This window comes from Cytophaga aurantiaca DSM 3654 (genome assembly GCF_000379725.1).
GTDB classification, from domain to species: Bacteria; Bacteroidota; Bacteroidia; order Cytophagales; family Cytophagaceae; genus Cytophaga; species Cytophaga aurantiaca.
In genome coordinates this window covers 24,315-46,440 of record NZ_KB903628.1, presented here as the reverse complement: position 1 = coordinate 46,440, position 22,126 = coordinate 24,315, and the positions used below count along the sequence as shown (strand labels likewise).

Genomic DNA, 22,126 nt, shown 5'->3' with positions numbered 1-22,126 from the left:
ATTAATTATTTTTTATAATTTCAACTCCAACAGATGAAATTCCATTCAATGTATCCATACGCATATTCTGTTCTATGCGGATGGTGTATTTACCTGCTTTAGGGAATTTTTGCACACTGTCAGACATGATCTTGTAATCGAAATAGTTTCCAAAACCTGCTCCATAAGGCTCTCCCGATGCGGCGTGGAACAAATCCATTCCTTGCAGTTTTTTGGAGATCATATTTCCTTTTTCATCTAAGAGAATTCTGTTTACCCACAAATTGTAGTATGGATAATCGTTGTTGTATCGGATCTGATAGAATAGTTGATATGTTGCTTTCGGATCGGTTACTTCAAATGGAAAATCCATTTGTGTTTTTTGTGTCCAGTAATTATCAGGCGCATCAATTTTAGCTTCCGTTACGATAGAGGAATCAGTGCAGGAAAACAGGATGAAGCCTGAAATGAAAATCAATGCCAGTGCAACTTTATTCATATTATTTTTCAGTGTTATTCGTCGAACCATCTGTAGGATGTTGATCGCTATTTTGTCTTGGTCTGAAATTATTTGCCGGTATTTTTATGTCCGGTGGTTGTTGGTCTGGCGCATCAGATGCATTCTTTTTTGTTATTTGATGCTTGCCACCCTGACCTTTATTGTCGTGCTTTTTATGTTGATCCGAATGTTGTTTCGGTGCTTGCTGCTGCTTCGGCCCATTGTTGGGCTGATTGTTCTGACGTGGCTGATTACGTTGCTGTCCTTCGTTTTTAGGCCCCTGATTCTGATTCGGGTTTTGTTGGTTAACGCGCTGCGGTCTGGTTGATTGATTTGGATTCTGTTTGTTTTGAGAATCGTTACCTTGGTTCTCATTGCGCGGTGCATCATCGTGTTTCTCCGGGTTTGGAGAAATACGCTGCGGACGGTCAGACTGATTTTGTCTGTTATTATTCTTAGTAGCATTCGCATCGTTGCGAGGCTGCTGATTATTTCTTTCCGGAGCAGGATTTGAACGTTGTTGCTGCGGTCTGTTATTGTTGTTATTCGGTTGGTTCGATCTTTCCGGACGAGGTGTAATGGTATGCGCCTTTTCACTTCTTTCCGAATCTTCTTGTGGCTGATCAGAAGCAGGACGCTGTATATTTACTACAGGGCGTTGCGTGCGATCAGACGCATCATCGTTTGTCGAACGTTTCTTTTTCTTCTTTTTATTTTTTGATTTGAATTTATCATCGAAACGTGAAAGCTCTTCTTTCTCTCGGATCATAACGCGATCATCTTTGATAACGATCTCATTTGATTCTAAGGTTGCAGGTGTTTTGCCTGCTTTATTCATTTCAATAATTTCAATTACACGTTCAACAGTAATCGGAAGCCAGGTCGTTTCGTCCTGGAAGCCAAACCACATGATGCGTTTAAAGATATCTGTTTTTTGTAACGTTGCATTTCCCATGCCCGTTTTTAAAGGAGTTTCCAATTCAGGAATTCCTTTTAATGCATCAAGATATGTATCCAGCTCATAGTTTAAGCAGCATTTTAATCTTCCGCATTGGCCGGATAGTTTAGATGGGTTCAGTGAAAGATTCTGATAACGTGCTGCAGATGTATTTACGTTTTTGAAATCTGTAAGCCAGGTAGAGCAGCATAACTCTCTGCCGCAAGAGCCGATACCGCCCAAGCGTGCAGCTTCATGGCGCAAGCTGATCTGCTTCATTTCAATGCGCACCTTGAATTCGCCCGCAAGCATTTTGATCAATTCACGGAAATCAACGCGGTCTTCAGCTGAATAATAAAAAGTAACTTTTGTATTGTCTGCCTGAAATTCCACATCAGACAGTTTCATACCTAATTTTTGATCTACGATGATTTCACGCGTGCGATACAAAGAACTTGCTTCACGGTTTTTTGCCTGCTCAAATTTCTCAAGATCTTTTGCAGAAGCTTTCCGATAGATGCTTTTGATGTCGTCGTTGTTCAGTACGTTCTTCTTTTTCATCTGCAGACGAACAATTTCACCCTGCATAGAAACGTAGCCAATGTGGTGGCCCGATTGAACTTCAACAACTACCGGATCGCCGGCAAATAATTCGATGGATTTAGAATTTCTGAAAAATTCTTTGCGACCGTTTTTAAAGCGGATTTCAATGATGTCAAACGTAGGCATAGAGTCTAGCTCCATATTGCCCAGCCAATCAAATGAATTTAATTTATTGCAACCGCCGGAAGAGCAGCCGCCTGAGCTGCAACCTCCTGAAGATTTTGTTGTGCTGCAACCACCACCGGTGCCGCAACTACCTGAACTACAAGACATATATATGTTGTTATTCCGAATTCTATACTAAAATACTACTTAGTTCGCCCCATTCGGGTGGGGTGCAACTATTCATGCTAAAGATACATAAACAATAGCGATTTTGGGAATAATCTTGACTCTAAGATGAAAAAGTATTGTTTTACCAATATGGAGGTTAAAATGCTTGTATGTAAGCTGATTAGCTGTTAATACAGCTCGATTAACAGCATTCGTCAGACCACTTTTTTGTGGTCCGACGAATTGTTCATTATTTTATCGATTTTCTGGCGAGAAGATTTATGCTATTGTTGGTGTTTCTGCCTGAACAAATGAAATGTTAGTGGAAGCGCGTTTGCGCAGTACACCAACAATCATGAATGCTACAAATTAAGAGCAGCGGGTTGGTGGTGGCCAGCGTTGTTCTCCGTTTTTAATTTAAAAGCTGAATTTGCGGGAACAACAGCAGGTAGAAATGCGGGTACAAAACAAAAAAGCTCTATCGGATTTTCGATAGAGCTTTTCTTAAAACCTAGAACTTAAAACTTAGAACGTAGAACACATTTAGCTACCAAGCTTATAGCTTACACCAACGAGAAAATTTAGCGATTGATTCAATGCATGTGTATTAGCACTGCCTTTGCTATATAAATCTACAAACCCATAGTTGCCGCGTAATTCACAGGAAACCGAAAACTTTTCTTTTACAGGAATCACAGCGCCTAAGCCTGCACTCATACCAAAATCCATCGCTGGCGTTTCAGATGTTCTATTTGTGGTAGAATTGAGTAACGGATCGTCTGTGGTAGAAGAAGAACGCTTAATTGTGTAGTTTAATAAATAAGACAGATATGGACCCGCTTGTAAAAAATACTTTGTTTTATTGCCCAGAGATGCTCTGAAAAGTACAGGCAGAGTTAGATAATTTAATTGGTTGGTTACACTATATTTTGTAAGCAGAGTGCCATCAGGAGCATAATATGTATATTCATCCTTTGTTCCTTTTCGATCAAATGCAAGTTCCGTGTGCAATGCGAAATGTTCATTAAAATTATATCGTGCCGACAATCCTGTGTAGAAACCAATAGTAGGAGTAAGCTTGTACCATTTTGAATTTGTACGTGAGATAGTCGTTACACCTGCACCGCCCACAACACCCACATCCCATTTATTTTGTTGAGAGAAAGCGGAGATAGAAAATAATAGAAAAATAAATACGATTGTTTTTTTCATAGGGGATTATTTTTTTTAAAGTTGTAGTTAATTGGTTTGAAATAGAAAAGCTCTGCTGAATTTGCCAACAGAGCTTTTCTAAAACTTAAAACGTATTTCTTTCTGATTTATTTCATTAGATCCAGTCCAATATCTTTTCTGCAATTTTTGCCTTCCCACTGAATGGTCGAAGCTGCTTTTATTTAACCAATCTTATAGCTTATGCCAACCAGGAAGTTTAATGATTCGTTGTAACTTTTTATAGTTGCGCTGTTGTTGTTTGATAATTTAATTAGACCATAATTTCCACGCAGCTCACATGAAACGGAGAATTTTTCTTTTACAGGAATCACAGCGCCTAAGCCTGCACTCATGCCAAAATCCATACGACTTATGTACGAAGTTCCGTTAATCTTAAAATTATATTGTGGATCATCAATATTAGAAGAATATTTACTTGTTTGATTCAACAGATACGAAAGGTATGGGCCAGCCTGCAGAAAATATGTTACTTTATTACCGATAGATGCTCTAAAAAGCATCGGCAGAGTTAAGTAGTTTAATTGGTTAATTGCCTTACCTGGGCCAATTATATTTCCATTTATGTCTGAAAATGTAAAATTATCCTTCGTTCCTTTTCTATCAAAAGCAAGTTCCGTATGGATTGCGAAATGTTTGCTGAAATTATATTGCCCTGACAATCCTGTATAAAAGCCAATATTAGGGTTAGGTTTGTAACTAAAATTTGTTCTGATTTTTGTTACACCTGCACCGCCCACAATACCGACATACCATTTATTTTGTTGAGAGAAAGCAGAAATAGAAAACAATAGAAAAATAAATACGATTGATTTTTTCATAAAAGATTGAATTTAAAAGTTGTAGTTCAATTAAAATAGTAAAATGAAAAAACTCTGCTGAACCTATCAGCAGAGTTTTCTAAAACTTAAAACGTATAACGTTTGAATTTATTTCATCAGATCCAATCCAATATCTCTTCTGTAATTTTTGCCTTCCCACTGAATAGTCGAAGCAGCTTTATTTGATTTCGCTAATGCTTCCGGGATAGAGTTTCCAAAACCTGTTACTGCAATTACTCGTCCGCCGTTGGTTACAATTTTACCACCTGTATTTTTTGTGCCTGCATGAAAAATCGTGACGTCGGCAACGTCTTCCAGTTTTGTTATTTCTTGTCCTTTTGAATAATCACCCGGATAACCACCTGCTACAAGCATTACAGTTGTCGCTGTTCTCGGGTCGATAGATAATTTAATTTCGTTTAATTTATTTTCTGCTGTTGCAACAAACAGATCTACAATATCATTTTGAATACGAGGGAATACAACTTCTGTTTCCGGATCTCCCATACGTGCATTGTATTCAATTACCCACGGTTCACCGTTGTCACTCATTAGACCTATGAAAATAAAGCCTTTGTATACGATGCCTTCTTTTTTCAATCCGTTGATTGTTGGAATGATTACACGGTCTTCTACTTTTTTAATGAAGGTTGCATCTGCAAACGGAACAGGGGATACCGCGCCCATACCGCCTGTATTCGGACCTGTATCGTTATCGCCAATACGTTTATAATCTTTTGCTTCCGGTAAGATTACATAATGTTCGCCGTCTGTTAATACAAATACCGATGCTTCAATGCCTTTTAAAAATTGTTCTACAACTACCTTTGCACTTGCCTCACCAAATAATTTATCGGCAAGCATTTCTTTCAGTGTACGTTTTGCCGTTGCCATATCTTCAGCAATGATCACACCTTTGCCTGCAGCCAAGCCATCTGCTTTCAACACAATTGGTAACGATTGTGTTTCTAAATATGTTAATCCTTCTTCTAATTCCGCTTCAGTGAAAGTGCGTGATGCCGCAGTAGGTACTCCGTACTTCTGCATGAAGTTTTTAGAAAAATCTTTACTTCCTTCTAACTGTGCACCAACTTTATCCGGACCAATGATCGGGATGTGTTTGATGGAATCCGTTGCTTCAAAATAATTTACAATCCCTGCTACCAAAGGAGCTTCCGGACCAACGATCACCAAATTGATTTTATGTTCGATACAGGCTTTTTCGATTCCTTTAAAGTCTGTAACATCTATTGCCAAGTTTGTTGCTATTTGTTCTGTACCTGCATTGCCCGGGGCTACAAAAAGATTACCGCACTTTGGAGATTGTTTTAATTTCCATGCAAAAGTATGTTCTCTTCCGCCTGAACCTATGATTAAAATATTCATTTACTGAAAGGATAGTTATTTAGTGCTACAAATATAGGTATAAATGAGGAGAAGAAATAAGGTGCATTTGGAACTTATGAAAGTGCCAAAAGGCGACCGTTCTTGTCGAACACCTTCAAGGTTTTTAAAACCTTGAAGGTGTTGTTGGCGGCTCCTGGCGCCAGTCTTCAGACTGGTGTCTATCATTCCGTAGTCTTTGACTACATGTATTATATATGCAAATGCAGTCAAAGACTGCCAAATAGTAAGCACGAGTCCCGCTGCGCTAAGACTCGCGCCAGAAGCGTTGTTGGCTCATGGCAGCATAAAAAAAGCCACGCTTTCGGCATGGCTTAATAATATATTGTATTGAAATCTTAGATCGCTATTTCCGATAAGAACTTCAAACGCATCAAACGTACTTCTTCTTCCGTAAAATCAGAGCCTAATGTATCTAATGCAGTATGAACGTTATCATTCTCTGCCTGCATGAAATAATCATAAATTTCGTCTTGCTTATCTCCATCAATACACTCATCGATGTAATAATCCAGATTGAGTTTGGTGCCCGAATAACAAATATGCTCCATCTCCTGAATCAATTCCGTCATGCTTATTTTCTTAGCATGTGCAATTTCTTCCAGTTCAACTTTGCGGTCGACCTGCTGAATTACATAGATCTTGATTTTGGATTTATCTACAGACGATTTAACAATTACATCTTTAGCAGACACAATGTCATTTTCGTTCACATACTTTAGAATCTGATCTATAAAAGGTTTTCCGAATTTAATGGCTTTGCCTTTTCCTACACCAATGATGTTGCTTAATTCTTCTGTATCTATAGGGTATACCGTTGCCATCTCTTGAAGAGACGGATCCTGGAACACTACATACGGCGGTACATTTTTTTCTTTCGCAACTTTTTTTCTAAGCGCTTTTAAAATGTCGAACAATTGTTCGTCAAAAGCATGCTTCGCAGTTGTTGTTTCAACTTCTTCAGCCACCTGCTCTGCATCAAAATTATGATCTTTTGAAAATACAATTGAAGTAGGTGTGTTTAAGAAATCCAGACCTTTATCGGAAATGGATACAATGCTGTAATTATCGATGTCTTTTGTTAGCAAACCTACAAGCAGGCATTGTCTGTAGATCGAATTCCAGAAAGACAAACTTTCGTAATTTCCTTTTCCGTAAACAGATAATTCCGTATGCTGATAGCTAAGGGAATATTCATTTTCAATTCCGCAAAGAATAGAACAAAGGTGCGAAATATTGAATCGGCCTTGTGTTTGATTTACGGCTTCTAGCGCCAGTGAAATATGGCCTTGAGCCTCGAAGGAAACTTTTTTGCTTTTACAGTTGTCGCAGAATCCGCAATCTTTTTCAAGATGCTCGCCAAAATAAAATAACAATTGTCTTCTTCTACAAACAGAAGATTCAGCGTAGGAAGACATTTCATTTAATAACTGGCGACCGTTGTCACGTTCGGTTACAGTTTTATCCTTATTGAATTTTTCTAGCTTTATAATATCGTTGATGCTATAGAACATCAAGCAATGACCATCCTGTCCATCACGGCCTGCACGGCCTGTCTCCTGATAATATCCTTCAAGAGATTTAGGCGTATCGTAGTGTACCACAAAACGTACATCCGGTTTGTCAATACCCATACCGAAAGCAATGGTAGCAACAATCACATCTGCATTTTCATTTAAGAAGGCATCCTGATTTGCCATACGTACTGCCGGATCTAAGCCTGCATGATAGGGTAGAGCTTTTACATCATTCACTCGCAGCAATTCAGCTATCTCTTCCACCTTTTTACGGCTTAAGCAATATATGATGCCGGATTGTCCTTTACGTGCTTTTATGAATTTGATTAATTTTTTCTTTGTGTCACCTTTAGGCTTTACTTCGTAAAATAAATTTTCACGATTGAAAGAAGATTTAAACAGAACAGCATCGTCCATCTGTAAATTCTTCTGAATATCCAGCTGAACCTTAGGAGTTGCCGTTGCCGTAAGTGCAATGATCGGGATCGCAGTATCAATGCTATCTATAATGCTGTGTATGCGTCTGTACTCGGGTCTGAAATCATGTCCCCATTCCGAAATACAGTGCGCTTCATCAATAGCCACAAATGAAATCTGGGCTTTCTTTAAAAATGAAATATTATCTTCTTTTGTTAAGGATTCCGGAGCTACATAAAGCAGTTTTATATCGCCGCTTAATGTTTCTTTCTTAACCCTGTTAATTTCTGTTTTTGTAAGGGTAGAATTAAGAAATTGAGCATTAACACCAAAGGCATTTAATTGATCTACCTGATTTTTCATCAGGGCAATAAGGGGGGAAATAACGATTGCTACGCCAGGCAAGCTAATGGCAGGTAATTGGTAGCATAATGACTTACCGGCCCCCGTGGGCATTATCACAAACGTGTCTTTACCAGAAAGTACGTTGTTGATAATTTCTTCTTGTTCGCCTCTGAACCGATCGTATCCGAAGACCGATTTCAGTTTGCTAATAACCTCGAGATCTGTTTCTATTAACATAATGATAGTAGAATATCTATGTTACAATGAGAAATTGTTATATTTGATTTTCAACATGAGCAAAGAAATCGCATAAAATATTCATTAAATTGAAGTTAACAAAAAATATCGTATCCATTGTAACAGATGTAATATTAAATGAATCTGAAGCAATAAAAAATCTTGTCAATCATATTACAGATGATTTTCAGCACATTATTGATGCGATTCTTACTTGTAAGGGTAGAGTTGTAATTACAGGAATTGGTAAAAGTGCCATTATAGCAAATAAGATCGTTGCTACAATGAATTCTACTGGTACGCCAGCTTTATTCATGCATGCAGCAGATGCTATACATGGTGATCTGGGAATGATACAAAGTGAGGATGTTGTTATTTGCATTTCTAAAAGTGGCAATACACCTGAAATAAAAGTTCTGGTGCCATTGATTAAAAGCAGAGGTACTATTTTAATCGGGATGGTTGGCAAATTGGATTCGTATCTGGCACAGCAATCCGATTATGTAATTAATGTAACGGTTGAACGTGAGGCGTGTCCAAACAACCTGGCTCCTACAACAAGTACTACGGCTACATTGGTAATGGGTGATGCGCTTGCTGTTGCGTTATTGGAATGCAGAAATTTCAGCAGCGACGATTTTGCTAAACTGCATCCGGGCGGTGCATTAGGCAAACAGCTTTATTTACGTGTAGATGATCTGTATGCAGCAAATGCAAAACCACTGGTTGCACCAACTGCATCGATCAAAGATGTGATCCTGGAAATATCTTCCAAACGATTGGGTGCAGCTGCAGTAATTGATACCGATGGAAAATTACTTGGCATCATTACTGATGGAGATTTGAGAAGAATGTTGAATGCGCATGATGTGTTTACGAATCTGACCGCACAGGATATCATGACGAAAGGACCCAAGACGATCGATGCGGATGAGTATGCAGCATCGGCCATGACATTGATGCAGTCAAAGAATATTACCCAATTGATCGTAATGAAAGAGGGCACTTTTGCCGGATTTATTCATATACACGATCTACTAAGAGAAGGAATTGTTTAATTAATTTTATATATTTTAATAAAATATAACTCGTTTGTATTATGAAAAAAATATTAGTCGTTTTAATAAGCATGATCAGTTTTTCCGGTTTCGCTCAACTTTCTGAGACGCAACTGAACAGGTTGAAATACCAAGTAGATAGCGCGGGGTCAATGCTGCATGAAATATTATTGCGTGAGGGCAAAACGAAATTGCAGGCAACCTTTACAGTTGATACATTCAAAGTTGAAAGTATGATGATACTAAAGATGAAAATGGATACAACGAAAGCAGAACAGGTACTTGCGATCAACGATGCTGAAATTGAATACAGCTTTTTGCTTGATAAATATTATAAACTTCTTTTGGGAAGACATGATGAGCAAGGTCAGAAATCATTGGCTCTGGCACAAAAGAAATGGGTCAAGTATAGAGACGATGAAATTGCAATGACTGAAAAGTTTTATGAAGAGCAGAAAGGCGGAGATCCGAATACAAAAGAGGTTGCTAAAGCTGCTGAACATTTGGAGTTAACAAAAGAACGTGTTGTTGAATTATACAAACACGTTTTGGCAACGCCTAGAAAAGACGATTAATTTTAAATACTGTTAACTTTTAAACCACTCTTTGCACTGAGCAAAGAGTTTACTTGAATGGATATAAATAATTATGCCGTTATAATGGCGGGGGGGATTGGAAGTAGATTTTGGCCTTTTAGCAGAACAAAGTATCCGAAACAATTCCATGATGTGTTGGGTACAGGGAAAACGCTTATTCAACAAACGGTTGAACGTTTTAAAAATATTTGCCCAAACGAAAACATCATCATTGTTACCAATAAAGATTATGTTGGTTTAGTAAAAGAACAATTACCTTTTCTTAAAGACCATCAGATCCTTGCAGAGCCTATTGGTAGAAATACGGCACCATGTTTGGCTTATGCTGCATATAAAATTATTCAGAAGGATAAGAATGCAAACATTGTTGTTGCTCCTTCAGATCACATCATTCTTCAGGAAAAAGAATTTGAGAATGTTATTGTAGAAGCATTACAGGCTACAGAACAAGCAGACATTCTGATTACACTTGGTATGAAGCCAACCAGACCGGATACAGGTTATGGTTACATACAATACATTGATGAGAAAAAGCTCCGCATTAAAAAAGTAAAAACATTTACCGAAAAACCGGCTCTTGATCTGGCAATCAAATTTATTGAAAGCGGTGAGTTTGTATGGAACGCAGGTATCTTTGTTTTTAATGCACAAACAATTGTTGATTCGATCAAGCAGCATTTACCTGAAATGGATGAAGTGTTCACAGAAGGCAATGGATTGTATTGGACAGATAAAGAAAATGATTTCATAACAAAAGCTTATTCGCTTTGCCAGAATGTCTCTATTGATTATGGCATCATGGAGAAATCTGAAAACGTATATGTAATGCTTGCAGATTTTGGTTGGTCAGATTTAGGTACCTGGAAATCATTATTTGAGAACATGCCTAAAAATGAAGACGGCAATGTGATCGATGGCAATGTGTTGACGTATGATTCGAAGGATAGCATCATTAAAACTCCCAAAGATAAATTAGTTGTGATTGAAGGCTTAGAAGGCTTTATTGTAGCAGAGTTTGATGATGTATTAATGATCTGCCGCAAAGAGAACGAACAGCGCGTAAAAGATTTTGTGTCAGACGTAAAAGCAACACAAGACAAACGTTTTGTTTAACCTGACATAACATTGGTCATTGGTCCGACCACTTTTTTTGTGGTCGGACCAATTGTTATCTATCACATATAATAAAAAAATGCCTCATCCGGATAGCTATCGGGATGAGGCATTTTTTTATTATATGAAATCTGAATTCTCTTCTTAGAATATAAAATCTGTAGAAAGGAATTTGGACGAACGTTCTTTGATGATGTCTGTAAGCATCTCTTTGTTTACATCTATTTCTTTCGCAGCAACCATAGAACGGATACTGAATGTACGTAACGCATCAGCAACTGAAAGTGTTCCTTCACCCGAATCTTTTCTACCTGTGAATGGATACACATCCGGTCCGCGTTGGCACTGGCTGTTTATGTTCAAACGACAAACCTGATTTACTAAGTTATCAATCAACGTTGCCATTTCATCGTTATCTGTTCCGAAGATACTTGCCTGCTGACCGTAGTTCGATTCAACCATGTATTGAATAACTTCTTCAACTTTGTCGTACGCTACGATTGGTACTACAGGTCCGAATTGTTCTTCGTAATACAATTTCATTTTGTTGTTTACCGGATATACAATTGCAGGTGCATAGAATGTATGTTCGATAGAGCCACCGCCTGCATTGATCACTTTTGCGCCGTTTGCTTCAGCATCTTCAATCAATTCTTTTAACAGACCTGGTTTCTCAGGTTCAGGTAATGGTGTGATCTGAACGCCTTTTTCCCAAGGCATGCCCCATTTCAACGCTTCAACTTCTTTTACAAATTTATTGATGAACGTGTCAACAACATTCTTTTGAACGAAGATGATTTTTAATGCCGTACAACGTTGACCATTGTATGAAAGCGAACCCAACACACATTCTTTAACAGCTAAATCAAGATCAGCATGATTTAAAACGATCGCAGGATTTTTTGCTTCAAGTGCCAATACAGAACGTAAACGGTTTGGTCTTGGGTGCTGCATTTTCATAATGTTAGCAGACTTACTTGTACCAATAAATGCAAGCACATCAATTTTGCCTGTGCTCATCAATGGTCCAACAGTTGCTCTACCACGGCCGAATACTACATTGATAACTCCTTTAGGGAATGAATCTCTGAAGGCCTCTAACAATGGACGGTGTAACAATACACCAATTTTTGCAGGCTTAAATACCACGGTGTTACCCATGATCAATGCCGGTATTAACGTTGTAAATGTTTCGTTCAATGGATAGTTGTATGGTCCCATACAAAGCACTACACCAAGTGGACTACGTCTTATTTTTCCAATGATTCCTTGTTCGAATTGGAAGTTCGAAGAATTGCGATCTAATTTTTTGTACGATTCAATCGTATCAAGAATGTATTCAACGGTACGGTCAAACTCTTTTTCAGAATCAGAGATATTTTTACCAATCTCCCACATCAACGTTTTAACAACTTCTGTACGCTTAGACTTCATCGCTTTTACGAAGTTGTTCATCGCGCGGATTCTGTCTTCTACTGCCATGGTAGGCCATTCACCTGTGCCATTTTTGTAAGCTGCAGTTGCTGCATTTAATGCATCTGTTGCTTCAACTTCTGTAAGTAACGGAGTTGAGCCCAATAACTTTTGTTCAGTACCATTTGCTGTCTGTACGCATACAGGTGAATATATATCCTGCACCGGACCGTTCCAGATTTTTATTTCTCCGTTTACCAGATATTCTTTTTGATGTACAGGCTCTCCATACGCATACTCAGCAGGAATGTCCGCCTCTTTAGGGAAGATAGCTGCCAGTTTTTCGTTTACAACTTCTATTGTACTCATAGTATAAAATATTAATTATAATTCATTTAATGTGTTAAAATAATTCTGAAATAGCAGTTGTGCTTTTCCCCAGTTCGCTACATCTATGCAGTAGCACGTACGGGGACCTTCATCTTTGCCGTATATTAAACCCGCTTCCTTCAATGCTTTTATGTGCTGCGATATAGTAGATTGAGATAAACCAATCTCTTCTGTCAACTCTCCGCAAAAACAAGTATTTTTGTCCAGCATCAATTTTAAGATCGAAATCCGGGCCGGGTGGGAGAGAGCTTTCGCAATCTGTACCAGCTGTTCTTCTTCCGAAGTTAAGTTTTGTTCTTTAATAACAGGCATGCGGATGTAAATTATCTAATCGTAAAGATACGATTGGATTCTGAAAAGGCAATAAATCCAAGGAAAAGTATTCTTAGGGGATCGTTTCTCCTTGATAATCAATATTATTATTAATATTCTTGCGGTAAAACTGAAAACCACTACATTTTAGTATTTTCTTTTAAGCTAATAGGTCACATATTTGTTTCATGAAGTACATCTCCTCCATCATTTGCTTTTTCTTTGGACTAAGTTTAAGCTTTTCTCAAACTGCACCTGTATATAAAGACACATTAATTTTTATTCCGCTTGGAAAATCAATAATCCAATCTCCTGTTTTAGAAAAAGAAATTGTATCCATAAGTGCGGGTATGTTTCATTATTCGCTGGTAGATGTAAATGGGAAATTAACAACGAGCATAGACCAGTCGATCCCTTGGTTAATGCCAATGACCATTGATTCAGATGTACGCTCCTTGGCTATCGGTGATATTCATACCGTAATTTTATACAAAAGTGACAGTACGTTAAATCAATATTTTATTACCCCGAGCATTGATGCATTTTATCCAAGTGGATTAAAACGCATTGTAGAAATCAGAGCAGGCAATAATTTATCTACTGCTTTATCTAAAAAGAATATCATGTATGCATGGGGGCCTGGACGTTCTGTACAAAATTTAAATATTCCATTAAAAACATATGGTGTTAAAACTGCGTCTGTGGGGAAGCAGCATATTGCATTTATAAATATTAAAGATAAAGTGTTTGTTTGGGGGAGTAATGAGAAAGGACAAAAACACATTCCGGTATTTAAATCCAAACCCGTTAAAATTGTTTCAGGGAACAATCATGTACTTGCCTTAGATGAGTTGAAAAATGTATATGTCTGGGGCGATAACAGCTACGGACAATGCTTGTTGCCTGTAATAGACGAGCCAATAAAACAGATTGAAGCGAAAGCAAATACAAGTTTAGTTGTAACAGAAAAAAATAAAATTGTTATCTGGGGAAATGGGAATGAAGTGAAAGCTGATTTTGGTTTTCTAGGAGAAGTTAAACAAGCAAAGCTGGGTTATGATTATGCAATTGTGCTGATACGATCCACTCAGGAAAAAATTCAACAAGCATATTTATCGAATAAAAAAACAACTATCTCTGTACACAAACAGGATACCTTATTGTTTGCTAAAGATACCTTGTCTATAAAGGAAGCGCCGGTTACAGCAGAGAATTTTATTGATAAAACATTTACAGAAAGCCGTGCAATAGGAAATGGTTTTAATGGGAATACGTTAACTGTTGAGTCAACCAATAATTCGTCTCAGGAAGACATAAATTCTTCCACAACAATTGAGTTTGATGGAGTAAATAATAATTTGAAAATCATAAACGATAATGTTAAAACATTACGGATTAATAGTAATCAACGTGTGATAATAAAAGGATCGAATAAGAATGGAATTATTCATGTACGAGATCAAAACAACGTGATCGAAGATCAAAATTCAGTTATAGTTATTGATCTAGATCAAATAGGTGAAGACAATGAATATCCTGCAGAATACAATCAGGCAAAAGAAAGTAATGTGCTAAGTCAGGAAATGTTTTTGCCGTTAGATTCAATGCCTGGGAGTGCCATTAAATATTTTCCAATAGACAATAACGATAATTTTTATTTGGATGGTGAAAATATGGGAGGAGTATCCGATCAAAAAGATATGGAAGAAACAATGTACCTAACCGGCAATTATTATGCTATGGCGCAATTGGCGTTTTATTATAAAAAAAATATAGAAGGTATTGAATTTTTAAAGACGGGAGTAAGAGAGGACAATTCAAAACTATGCGCATTGGCTTTGTTTGAAATTTATTATTACGGCTTGTTTGATCAGCCGATACAATTAGAGAAGGCAACAATCATGTATAGCATTTACAATAAATTGCTCTAATCATTGGAGTATCATCCCCAATGATTAGAGCAATAATATTCATATAGCAGATCTTATAAATTCTCCGTAGAAGTTCCTAAGTCGTAGATCTCACGAATAGAAGAAAGTATTTTTTGGAAATCGATTTTCAGATCAATTAATTTACCTGACTTCATATCAAATACCCAACCGTGTACCTGCGGAGCACCTTCTGTTAAAAAACGTTTTTGCCAAACAGCCATTTTAATAACGTTGATACATTGCTCTTCTACATTCAGTTCAACCAATCTGTCATAGCGCGCGTCTTCGTCTTTAATCGCGTTCAGTTCATCTTTATGCAGGCGATACACATCGCGGATGGTACGCAGCCATGGGTTCATAATTCCAAGGTCTCTACTTTGCATAGCAGCCTTAACGCCGCCGCATAAATAATGTCCGCAAACAACAACATGTTTTACTTTTAAATGTTCTACAGCATATACTACAACACTTGCAGAGTTGATGTCGTTGTTGGGTACCAGGTTTGCAATGTTTCTGTGTACAAAAACATCACCTGGTGTTGCGCCCATAATTTCTTCTGCGGTCACACGGCTATCGCTGCATCCAATAAATAAATATTCGGGATTTTGACCTTCAGCTAAGTGTTTGAAAAAATCTTTATCACTCCCGCTTTTTTCAGCAATCCATTTGCGGTTGTTCTCAAATATTTCTGCGTATTCCATCTGTGTAACGTGTTATGTTTTGATTCCTTTGCTTAAATATACATCCGTTGAAGATAGTAAAAAAATAGAAAATGAATAGAATAGAATACAAAAAAAGCCTGATACGCATGCACATCAGGCTTTTAGATTAGATTAATGAATTGTAAACTATTTATATATGATGTAAAATCGTGTAATAATTGAAAATAGCCATACACCAACCAATGCATAAAAAACGAAATTTTTTGGCCAGAAAGCATAGATGGTACAAAAGACAATGGCTAGTAATCTGGGTAACCAGATGTGATTATCAAAATGAATGAAGGGCATAAAATGCATGCTTATAAAGGCAGCTAATAAAAGAAAGATCGGCTTAATTCTGGCGGTGAAAAAAGTTTCCGTATCAGAATAGTCATCCACGTGTGTAAGACAATTTACCATCAATAAAAAAACAAGCGGAGGGAAGAGGTATAACCAATAAGCAAAATAGGTAATGTTACTTAATTCCGGTGAAAACTGAAAAAAGACAAATACATTGTGAACGCCTATCTCGGTAACCATGATCAATGTAATGAGGTATGGCGTATACCAGGAGGACGAATCCATAAAGTGTTTCCATTGCCCGAACAGATCGCTCAATGCGATACCATAGATTAATAAAGGTATGAATAATAAGTACTCAACAATGTCCATAACAAAAGCAATTTAAAAGATCCGTGTGTTTAAAAGAAGCTGTAAATTTAGAATATATTTTTTAATTTCTAAGGTGTGAAAGTATGCATGTAAGCATAAAAAAAATCACGCTGTTGACGTGATTTTTAAAGATCTTATTTGAATCAGAATGTTATTTTTTAACAATATGAGTAATGACATACATTGAAGCATTATCTATCTGTCGGGTGAAAGTAATTCTGTATTTGTCCGACTCGTAGGATTTTACTTGAGTATCGTCTGACGGGATCTTTTTGAATTTCATATCATTTAATAATTCATCCGACTTCATATATACATTCGAAAAAAATAATCCACTGGAATTGGAACTCATCAGCGCGACTTTAGGCTCTAGTTTTATTGCAATCGATTTGCGTTCATTAGACCAGATTGCCTCGTTTGAATCGTAGGTCCAACCATAAGATATTTTATTTAAAAATGCACCTGCCTTTTCATTTGTTTCAAAAGACAAAAGAGTTATTAAATCGTCCAGTGTAGTTTCCCGTTCTTCTGTATTCATGTAATCTTTAATGGTAGATTCACTTAATAACAATTCTACAATGGAAGGTTTTCTGGAGGAATAAATAATGTCAATTTCAGCGCCTTCGTATAAGTTTTGAAATTCAGCGGCCGAAACATTTTTATTTACAATAAGTGATTCGTTTGTTAGCGTATGAAAGCTTACGTTGACATCATATGTGGTACTACGTTTTATTTTGGTTGAACTTCCATTTATTACGGTCCCCTTTACGATAACTCCATATTCTTTCAATTCAGATTTTATTTTAGAATCGTGAACAGAGATAAAAATGAAGAGTAGAACAAAAACGGATATAACAGCTCCTACTATAACGCCAGTTGATAGGCGCCAATCTTCTACCGGACTTTGAAATTTTCCTACGGGTTGTTTGGGAGGATTTAATTCTTCAAAATTTCTAAAATTACAAATCGACTGAACTATTAATACAACCAAAATGACTGTCTCAATAATTGAAATAATTTTTGGTGAGTTTTCTACAAATTCAATTGGAAGAACGAAGAAGAAAAGAAGGAAAGCTAAAACTGTTAGTCCAATAAAAATGTAGCGTCTTGTTTTATCTTTTTTCGCTTGATGGATTTTGCGGGCTTCTTCAATAAGTGCAGGAATTTCATTCTCTGAATAACCTTGATTCAATAAGAGCTTTTTAATTTCTGGTGTAAAGTAATTCTGCTGCAGCAGCTTTACAATTTCTTTTATGATGTCTTCTTTTGATTTCATGACTTAATATTGGTGTGGGTTTTATAAAAATAATATCAATAATTCAACAAGGACTATGGGTCTACTTCTCAATGATATAAAAACATAAAAAGATGGGATTAAAAAACATGTATATATACAAGCGTTCTTTAATCCCTCAACATATAAAATATTATTTCTTTATCAATCGCTGTCTAGTCACTTCAGATAAGATCATGCCTGTAGCAACAGATACGTTTAGTGAGTTGATGTGTCCGCTCATAGGGATGGTTACGTGTGCGTCTGCATAACGTAATAAATCCTGACTGATACCGTCTTCTTCGCTGCCCATTAAGATCACACATGGATCCGTTAGATCTTCGTCATACACATTAACGCTCGCTTTTTCTGAACACGCTATAACTTTTAAGCCACACTGCTTTAAGTATTTTACCGTATCAATCAAATGATCGACTCTACACACAGGAATGTGGTACAAAGCACCCGCAGATGTTTTTACAGCATCGCTGTTTAATTGAGCTGCACCGCGTGCCGGAACAATCATTGCATCAACACCCAAACACTCTGCACTACGAGCAACCGCACCGAAGTTACGAACATCTGTTACACGATCCAGCATAACAAGCAATGGGTTTTTTCCATTTTCAAAACATGCTGAAACAATGTTATCCAGTGAGGCAAAGTTGATCGCAGATAAATAACAGATGATCCCCTGATGATTTTTGCGTGTTACCCGATCCAGTTTTTCAACAGGCACTTTTATAACAGGTACTTTATAGCGATTGGCAAGTTCAAATAATTCCTGAACGACTGCTAACTCAATGTTTCGTTGAATTAAAATCTTATCAATTTCTTTTCCCGCTTCTAATGCTTCCATCACCGGACGAATACCAAAGATCACATCTTTGTCGTTGGCCGGTTTATTTTCATCGAATGAAGAAAAGTTTTTTCTTGGATAGTTTTTTTCCATGTTGGGTATGCTGCATGTAACAGCATGTTAGGTATTGGGTAGACTGAGTGTATTCAGTTTGTTAAAGGAATAAAAAGTCCTCCTGAGTTATCGGGAGGACTTTTTATTTTTATTGAAGCTCTTTCGTTAGATTCAAATCTACCAGAAACTTTTGTATTTCTTCGGCTTCTTTTTTATAGCCATTTTCTTGGAGTACCGATGCTAATGCCTGTAAGGTATATGCGCTCGAACGCTTTTTATTTGTTTCGCGTATTTTATCAGCTTTGAGATACTTGATCGTACCTTCCGTAAATTTCTTGATATCCATTGCATATTTATATGCAAGATCTTTTTCTCCCAATGTAAATAATTGACCAACCATTAATGAGTTGATATAATCATATGGAATGGCAGGACTTTGGATTTTGTTGAAGCAATATAGGATGGCAGCTTTTGCCTCCGCATCTTTTCCTTCCGCCATTAGTTGTCTCGCAAGCGTATGGTACTGACCTTTTGTATTCATGGTGAAACGCTGGTAGTTTTCATCGTAGAAAATGCTTGAACCTTCCAGGTTGGTAAATTCAAATTTCATCATTCGATTTTTCATGATTTCTGAATTAACCCAACCTTCTCTTGCCATCGGCATTTCTGCAGGAAGTAAGCGATATGCCATACCTTCCAATTGCATGTAATGTTGTAAGCCTATATAATCAGAAGGAGATAATGTAGAAGAAAAGTAAACAGGACGTTTCCAGTTGTTATTCGAAAGAATGTTTAAGATAACGTATGTACGTTTATCCATTCCGCTGCCTTCAACAACAAAGTCAAGATGTTCAACCAGTCTCACGTTTGGAAGATTCGGAACAATACCCAATGTTTTTACATACGCAGTATCTACAGGTAATGTAAAGTTTTGAGTAGGATATACGATCAATTCACTTCCATCGTAAATACGTGTGATCATTTTATCTTTCTTCTTAACTAAGTCAAGGAAGATTGGTAAGTTAATAACTGCATTTTTATTTTTTTGGAATGCTTCAGCATCTAAATAAATATAGTCGTTTGTTCCCTGTCTGTATTGTTCAGGCGCTAAACCAATAGGCAACGAATCAGAAAAGTATGCCTGACTTTGCATTTGTTTTACATACCAGTCGGTATTTAATAAACTCAAATTACAAACACGTACATCTGTACGTACACCTTCAACTTCTTGTGCATACCATAATGGGTAAGTATCGTTGTCACCACCTGTAAACAGGATTGCATTTTTCTCGCAACTGTTCAATAAGTTTTTAGCAGATTCAACCTGATAATAACGTTTGCTTCTGTCGTGATCATCCCAACCTTCAGATGCCATGATTGTTGGTACAGAAAGTAAAAGTAACGAAGCTACTGTTGCAGCAATTGTCTTGTTCTTTAAAATGTATTTTTCAATTGCATCGGTGAAGAACATAACTGATAAGCCTATCCAGATAGAGAAGGCATAGAACGATGCCGCAAATGTATAATCACGTTCGCGTGGTTCAGTAGGTGGCTGGTTCAAATAAATAATAATTGCCAAACCTGTAAAGAAGAATAAGATCCCTACAATGGTTCCGTTTTTCCAGTCACGGGATGCCTGAAAGCTTAAGCCTAGCATACCAGCAAGCAATGGGAGTAAGAAGAAGTTATTGCGTGCTTTACTTGCATAAAGAGATGTTTCGGCATCCAATGAGAACCAGCTGTTTGGTCCTAACCAAGATGAATCCTGCTCATCACCCATACGACCTGCAAAGTTCCATAAGAAATATCTCCAGTACATGTGGCCCATTTGATAGGTAAACATAAAGCTGAGATTTTCACCAAATGTAGGTACGTGAGTTTTGCTGAAACCCATCCAGCTCCTGTATTGTTCCGGATGGCCAGGTTGCTGACTGTACATACGAGGGAAAAGTGTTTTATCTTTTTCTGCGTATTCAGCTTCTACTTTATGATCTGAAATAATGTATTTTGCTTTTCCTTTAGCGTCAATGATTGGCGTATAGATCGGACTTGTTTTTTTATAATCCGGGCGCTCTGCTGTAAACTTAGGACCTTTCAATAAAGGTCTGTCGCCATATTGCTCACGTTTCAGATAAGAAGTGAATGTCATTACGTTCTCCGGATCGTTCATATCAATCGGTGGATTGTAGTGGGAACGGATTACGATGATACCGTAAGAGAAATAACCGATCAAAATAAATCCTAAAGAAAGAAGAGAAATATTTAATAAACGCTTTCCTGTTTTTTGAGAGTAGTAGATCGCGTATGCAAGTCCGCCGATCAATAAAAACATAAATGTAAATACACCTGAACCAAAACCGAAGCCAAAACTATTTACAAATTTCAATTCAAAGTATGAAGCAAGTGTAGGTAAGCCCGGTATGATACCCACCATTACAACACCCAATATCAATACACTTATGATCAATACAATAAATGATCCTTTAAGATCGATCTTGTCATACTTTTTGAAGTAGTATACAAAAGCCAATGCAGGGATTGCTGTTAAGTTCAGCAAGTGAACACCGATAGATAGACCTACCAGATAAGCAATGAAGATCAGCCATTTTTCAGAAGCTGCTTCGTCTGAGTGCGCTTCCCATTTAAGGATTGCCCAGAAAACAATTGCTGTAAAGAAAGATGACATCGCATAAACTTCCGCTTCAACTGCAGAGAACCATGCAGAGTCAGAGAATGTGTAAGCCAAACTACCCACAACACCCGCACCCATTACAGAGATGATCTGGCCTGTAGAGAAAAAGCCTTGTTCTGTTTTTGCAAGTTTCTTTGCGATCATTGTAATAGACCAGAACAGGAATAATACTGTGAAAGAACTTGATAAAGCTGAAACTAAGTTCACACAGTATGCTACATGCTGAACATCGCTCGCAAATAAAGAGAAGAATCGGCCGACTAATAAAAATATAGGTGCCCCTGGTGGGTGCGGAACCATAAGTTTATAAGAGGTTGAAATAAATTCGCCGCAGTCCCAAAAACTTGCGGTAGGTTCCATGGTGGATACGTAAACAAATGTGGCAATGATAAATACAAGCCACCCAACAAGATTGTTTATTCTATTATAAGTCATCACTTCGGTTTTTAATAAAAATCGATAAGGTGCGAAATTACTAAAAAAAACGTTCACGGAACGCCTTTTAACGCGTTAAATTGAACGGACAGGAGAGAGTTTTATTGTAAAAGACCCAAATGCAAATGTTTATTTCAGTTGGCTGCAGAAAAATCTATACGAAGAAAATGAATACATATGCATAAACGCCTACGAATCAGATTATTTAAAAGAAGAGTTTGGTAGAAACAAATACTGTATGAATAATATCCTTCCCACAGCTTAATATTATTTAATAATTAATAAATCGATCTGTTAACGGGTGTCTGAGAATATGCATAACTTATGACACCCTATTTTAATAGCTTGATAATCATTAAAAAATA

The 22,126-nt window shown here is 37.2% G+C and carries 17 protein-coding genes; 4 read left to right on the top strand and 13 right to left on the bottom strand.

Annotated features, from left to right (window positions below):
* Position 1: 1 nt before the first annotated feature.
* From gldH to recQ, 6 genes are all read right to left on the bottom strand, one after another.
* Positions 2–478, bottom strand: coding sequence for a gliding motility lipoprotein GldH (gene gldH / locus A3EE_RS0106485; protein ID WP_157446915.1), 477 nt, complete (start codon positions 476–478; stop codon positions 2–4).
* Position 479: 1 nt separating this feature from the next.
* Entirely contained in the window at positions 480–2,291 is a 1,812-nt protein-coding gene (locus tag A3EE_RS0106480) for a regulatory iron-sulfur-containing complex subunit RicT (protein ID WP_018342627.1), read from the bottom strand.
* A gap of 543 nt (positions 2,292–2,834) precedes the next feature.
* Positions 2,835–3,503, bottom strand: a complete 669-nt coding sequence (locus tag A3EE_RS21220) for a porin family protein (RefSeq protein WP_018342626.1) — start codon at positions 3,501–3,503, stop codon at positions 2,835–2,837.
* A 182-nt stretch (positions 3,504–3,685) separates the two neighbouring features.
* A complete protein-coding gene (locus A3EE_RS0106470; RefSeq protein ID WP_018342625.1) occupies positions 3,686–4,342 on the bottom strand; it encodes a porin family protein in 657 nt (218 codons plus the stop codon).
* Between the two features lie 108 nt (positions 4,343–4,450).
* On the bottom strand, positions 4,451–5,728 hold the full coding sequence (gene purD / locus A3EE_RS0106465; protein WP_018342624.1) for a phosphoribosylamine--glycine ligase: 1,278 nt from the start codon (positions 5,726–5,728) through the stop codon (positions 4,451–4,453).
* Positions 5,729–6,084: 356 nt separating this feature from the next.
* Entirely contained in the window at positions 6,085–8,262 is a 2,178-nt protein-coding gene (gene recQ / locus A3EE_RS0106460) for a DNA helicase RecQ (protein WP_018342623.1), read from the bottom strand.
* A gap of 89 nt (positions 8,263–8,351) precedes the next feature.
* On the opposite strand from recQ, the gene A3EE_RS0106455 reads away from it, so the two are divergent.
* From A3EE_RS0106455 to A3EE_RS0106445, 3 genes are read left to right on the top strand one after another with little or no spacing between them, the layout of a single operon-like run.
* Positions 8,352–9,320, top strand: coding sequence for a KpsF/GutQ family sugar-phosphate isomerase (locus A3EE_RS0106455; protein WP_018342622.1), 969 nt, complete (start codon positions 8,352–8,354; stop codon positions 9,318–9,320).
* Positions 9,321–9,361: 41 nt separating this feature from the next.
* Positions 9,362–9,895 carry a lysozyme inhibitor LprI family protein gene (locus A3EE_RS0106450; protein WP_157446914.1) on the top strand — a complete coding sequence of 178 codons (534 nt, stop codon included), beginning with the start codon at positions 9,362–9,364 and terminating at the stop codon, positions 9,893–9,895.
* 57 nt (positions 9,896–9,952) lie between these two features.
* Positions 9,953–11,029, top strand: a complete 1,077-nt coding sequence (locus tag A3EE_RS0106445) for a mannose-1-phosphate guanylyltransferase (protein WP_018342620.1) — start codon at positions 9,953–9,955, stop codon at positions 11,027–11,029.
* A 144-nt stretch (positions 11,030–11,173) separates the two neighbouring features.
* On the opposite strand, the gene A3EE_RS0106440 is transcribed toward A3EE_RS0106445, so the two are convergent.
* Together A3EE_RS0106440 and A3EE_RS0106435 are read right to left on the bottom strand one after the other, a co-directional pair.
* Positions 11,174–12,811, bottom strand: a complete 1,638-nt coding sequence (locus tag A3EE_RS0106440) for an NADP-dependent glyceraldehyde-3-phosphate dehydrogenase (protein ID WP_018342619.1) — start codon at positions 12,809–12,811, stop codon at positions 11,174–11,176.
* Positions 12,812–12,826: 15 nt separating this feature from the next.
* Complete coding sequence (locus tag A3EE_RS0106435) at positions 12,827–13,144, bottom strand: ArsR/SmtB family transcription factor (RefSeq protein ID WP_018342618.1); 318 nt, start codon at positions 13,142–13,144, stop codon at positions 12,827–12,829.
* Positions 13,145–13,332: 188 nt separating this feature from the next.
* On the opposite strand from A3EE_RS0106435, the gene A3EE_RS0106430 reads away from it, so the two are divergent.
* On the top strand, positions 13,333–15,075 hold the full coding sequence (locus tag A3EE_RS0106430; protein ID WP_018342617.1) for an RCC1 domain-containing protein: 1,743 nt from the start codon (positions 13,333–13,335) through the stop codon (positions 15,073–15,075).
* Between the two features lie 53 nt (positions 15,076–15,128).
* Here the strand turns inward: A3EE_RS0106430 and A3EE_RS0106425 are convergent, their stop codons facing one another.
* From A3EE_RS0106425 to A3EE_RS0106405, 5 genes are all read right to left on the bottom strand, one after another.
* Positions 15,129–15,776 carry a carbonic anhydrase gene (locus tag A3EE_RS0106425; protein WP_018342616.1) on the bottom strand — a complete coding sequence of 216 codons (648 nt, stop codon included), beginning with the start codon at positions 15,774–15,776 and terminating at the stop codon, positions 15,129–15,131.
* A gap of 147 nt (positions 15,777–15,923) precedes the next feature.
* Positions 15,924–16,448 carry a hypothetical protein gene (locus A3EE_RS0106420; RefSeq protein ID WP_018342615.1) on the bottom strand — a complete coding sequence of 175 codons (525 nt, stop codon included), beginning with the start codon at positions 16,446–16,448 and terminating at the stop codon, positions 15,924–15,926.
* Positions 16,449–16,599: 151 nt separating this feature from the next.
* Positions 16,600–17,724 (bottom strand): hypothetical protein, encoded by a 1,125-nt coding sequence (locus A3EE_RS0106415; protein ID WP_018342614.1) that lies wholly within the window; start codon positions 17,722–17,724, stop codon positions 16,600–16,602.
* A 151-nt stretch (positions 17,725–17,875) separates the two neighbouring features.
* Positions 17,876–18,673, bottom strand: a complete 798-nt coding sequence (rlmB, locus tag A3EE_RS0106410) for a 23S rRNA (guanosine(2251)-2'-O)-methyltransferase RlmB (protein ID WP_018342613.1) — start codon at positions 18,671–18,673, stop codon at positions 17,876–17,878.
* A gap of 109 nt (positions 18,674–18,782) precedes the next feature.
* The gene (locus A3EE_RS0106405) at positions 18,783–21,761 is read right to left on the bottom strand and encodes a glycosyltransferase family 117 protein (RefSeq protein WP_018342612.1); all 2,979 of its coding nucleotides are present in this window, start codon (positions 21,759–21,761) and stop codon (positions 18,783–18,785) included.
* Positions 21,762–22,126: the final 365 nt, after the last annotated feature.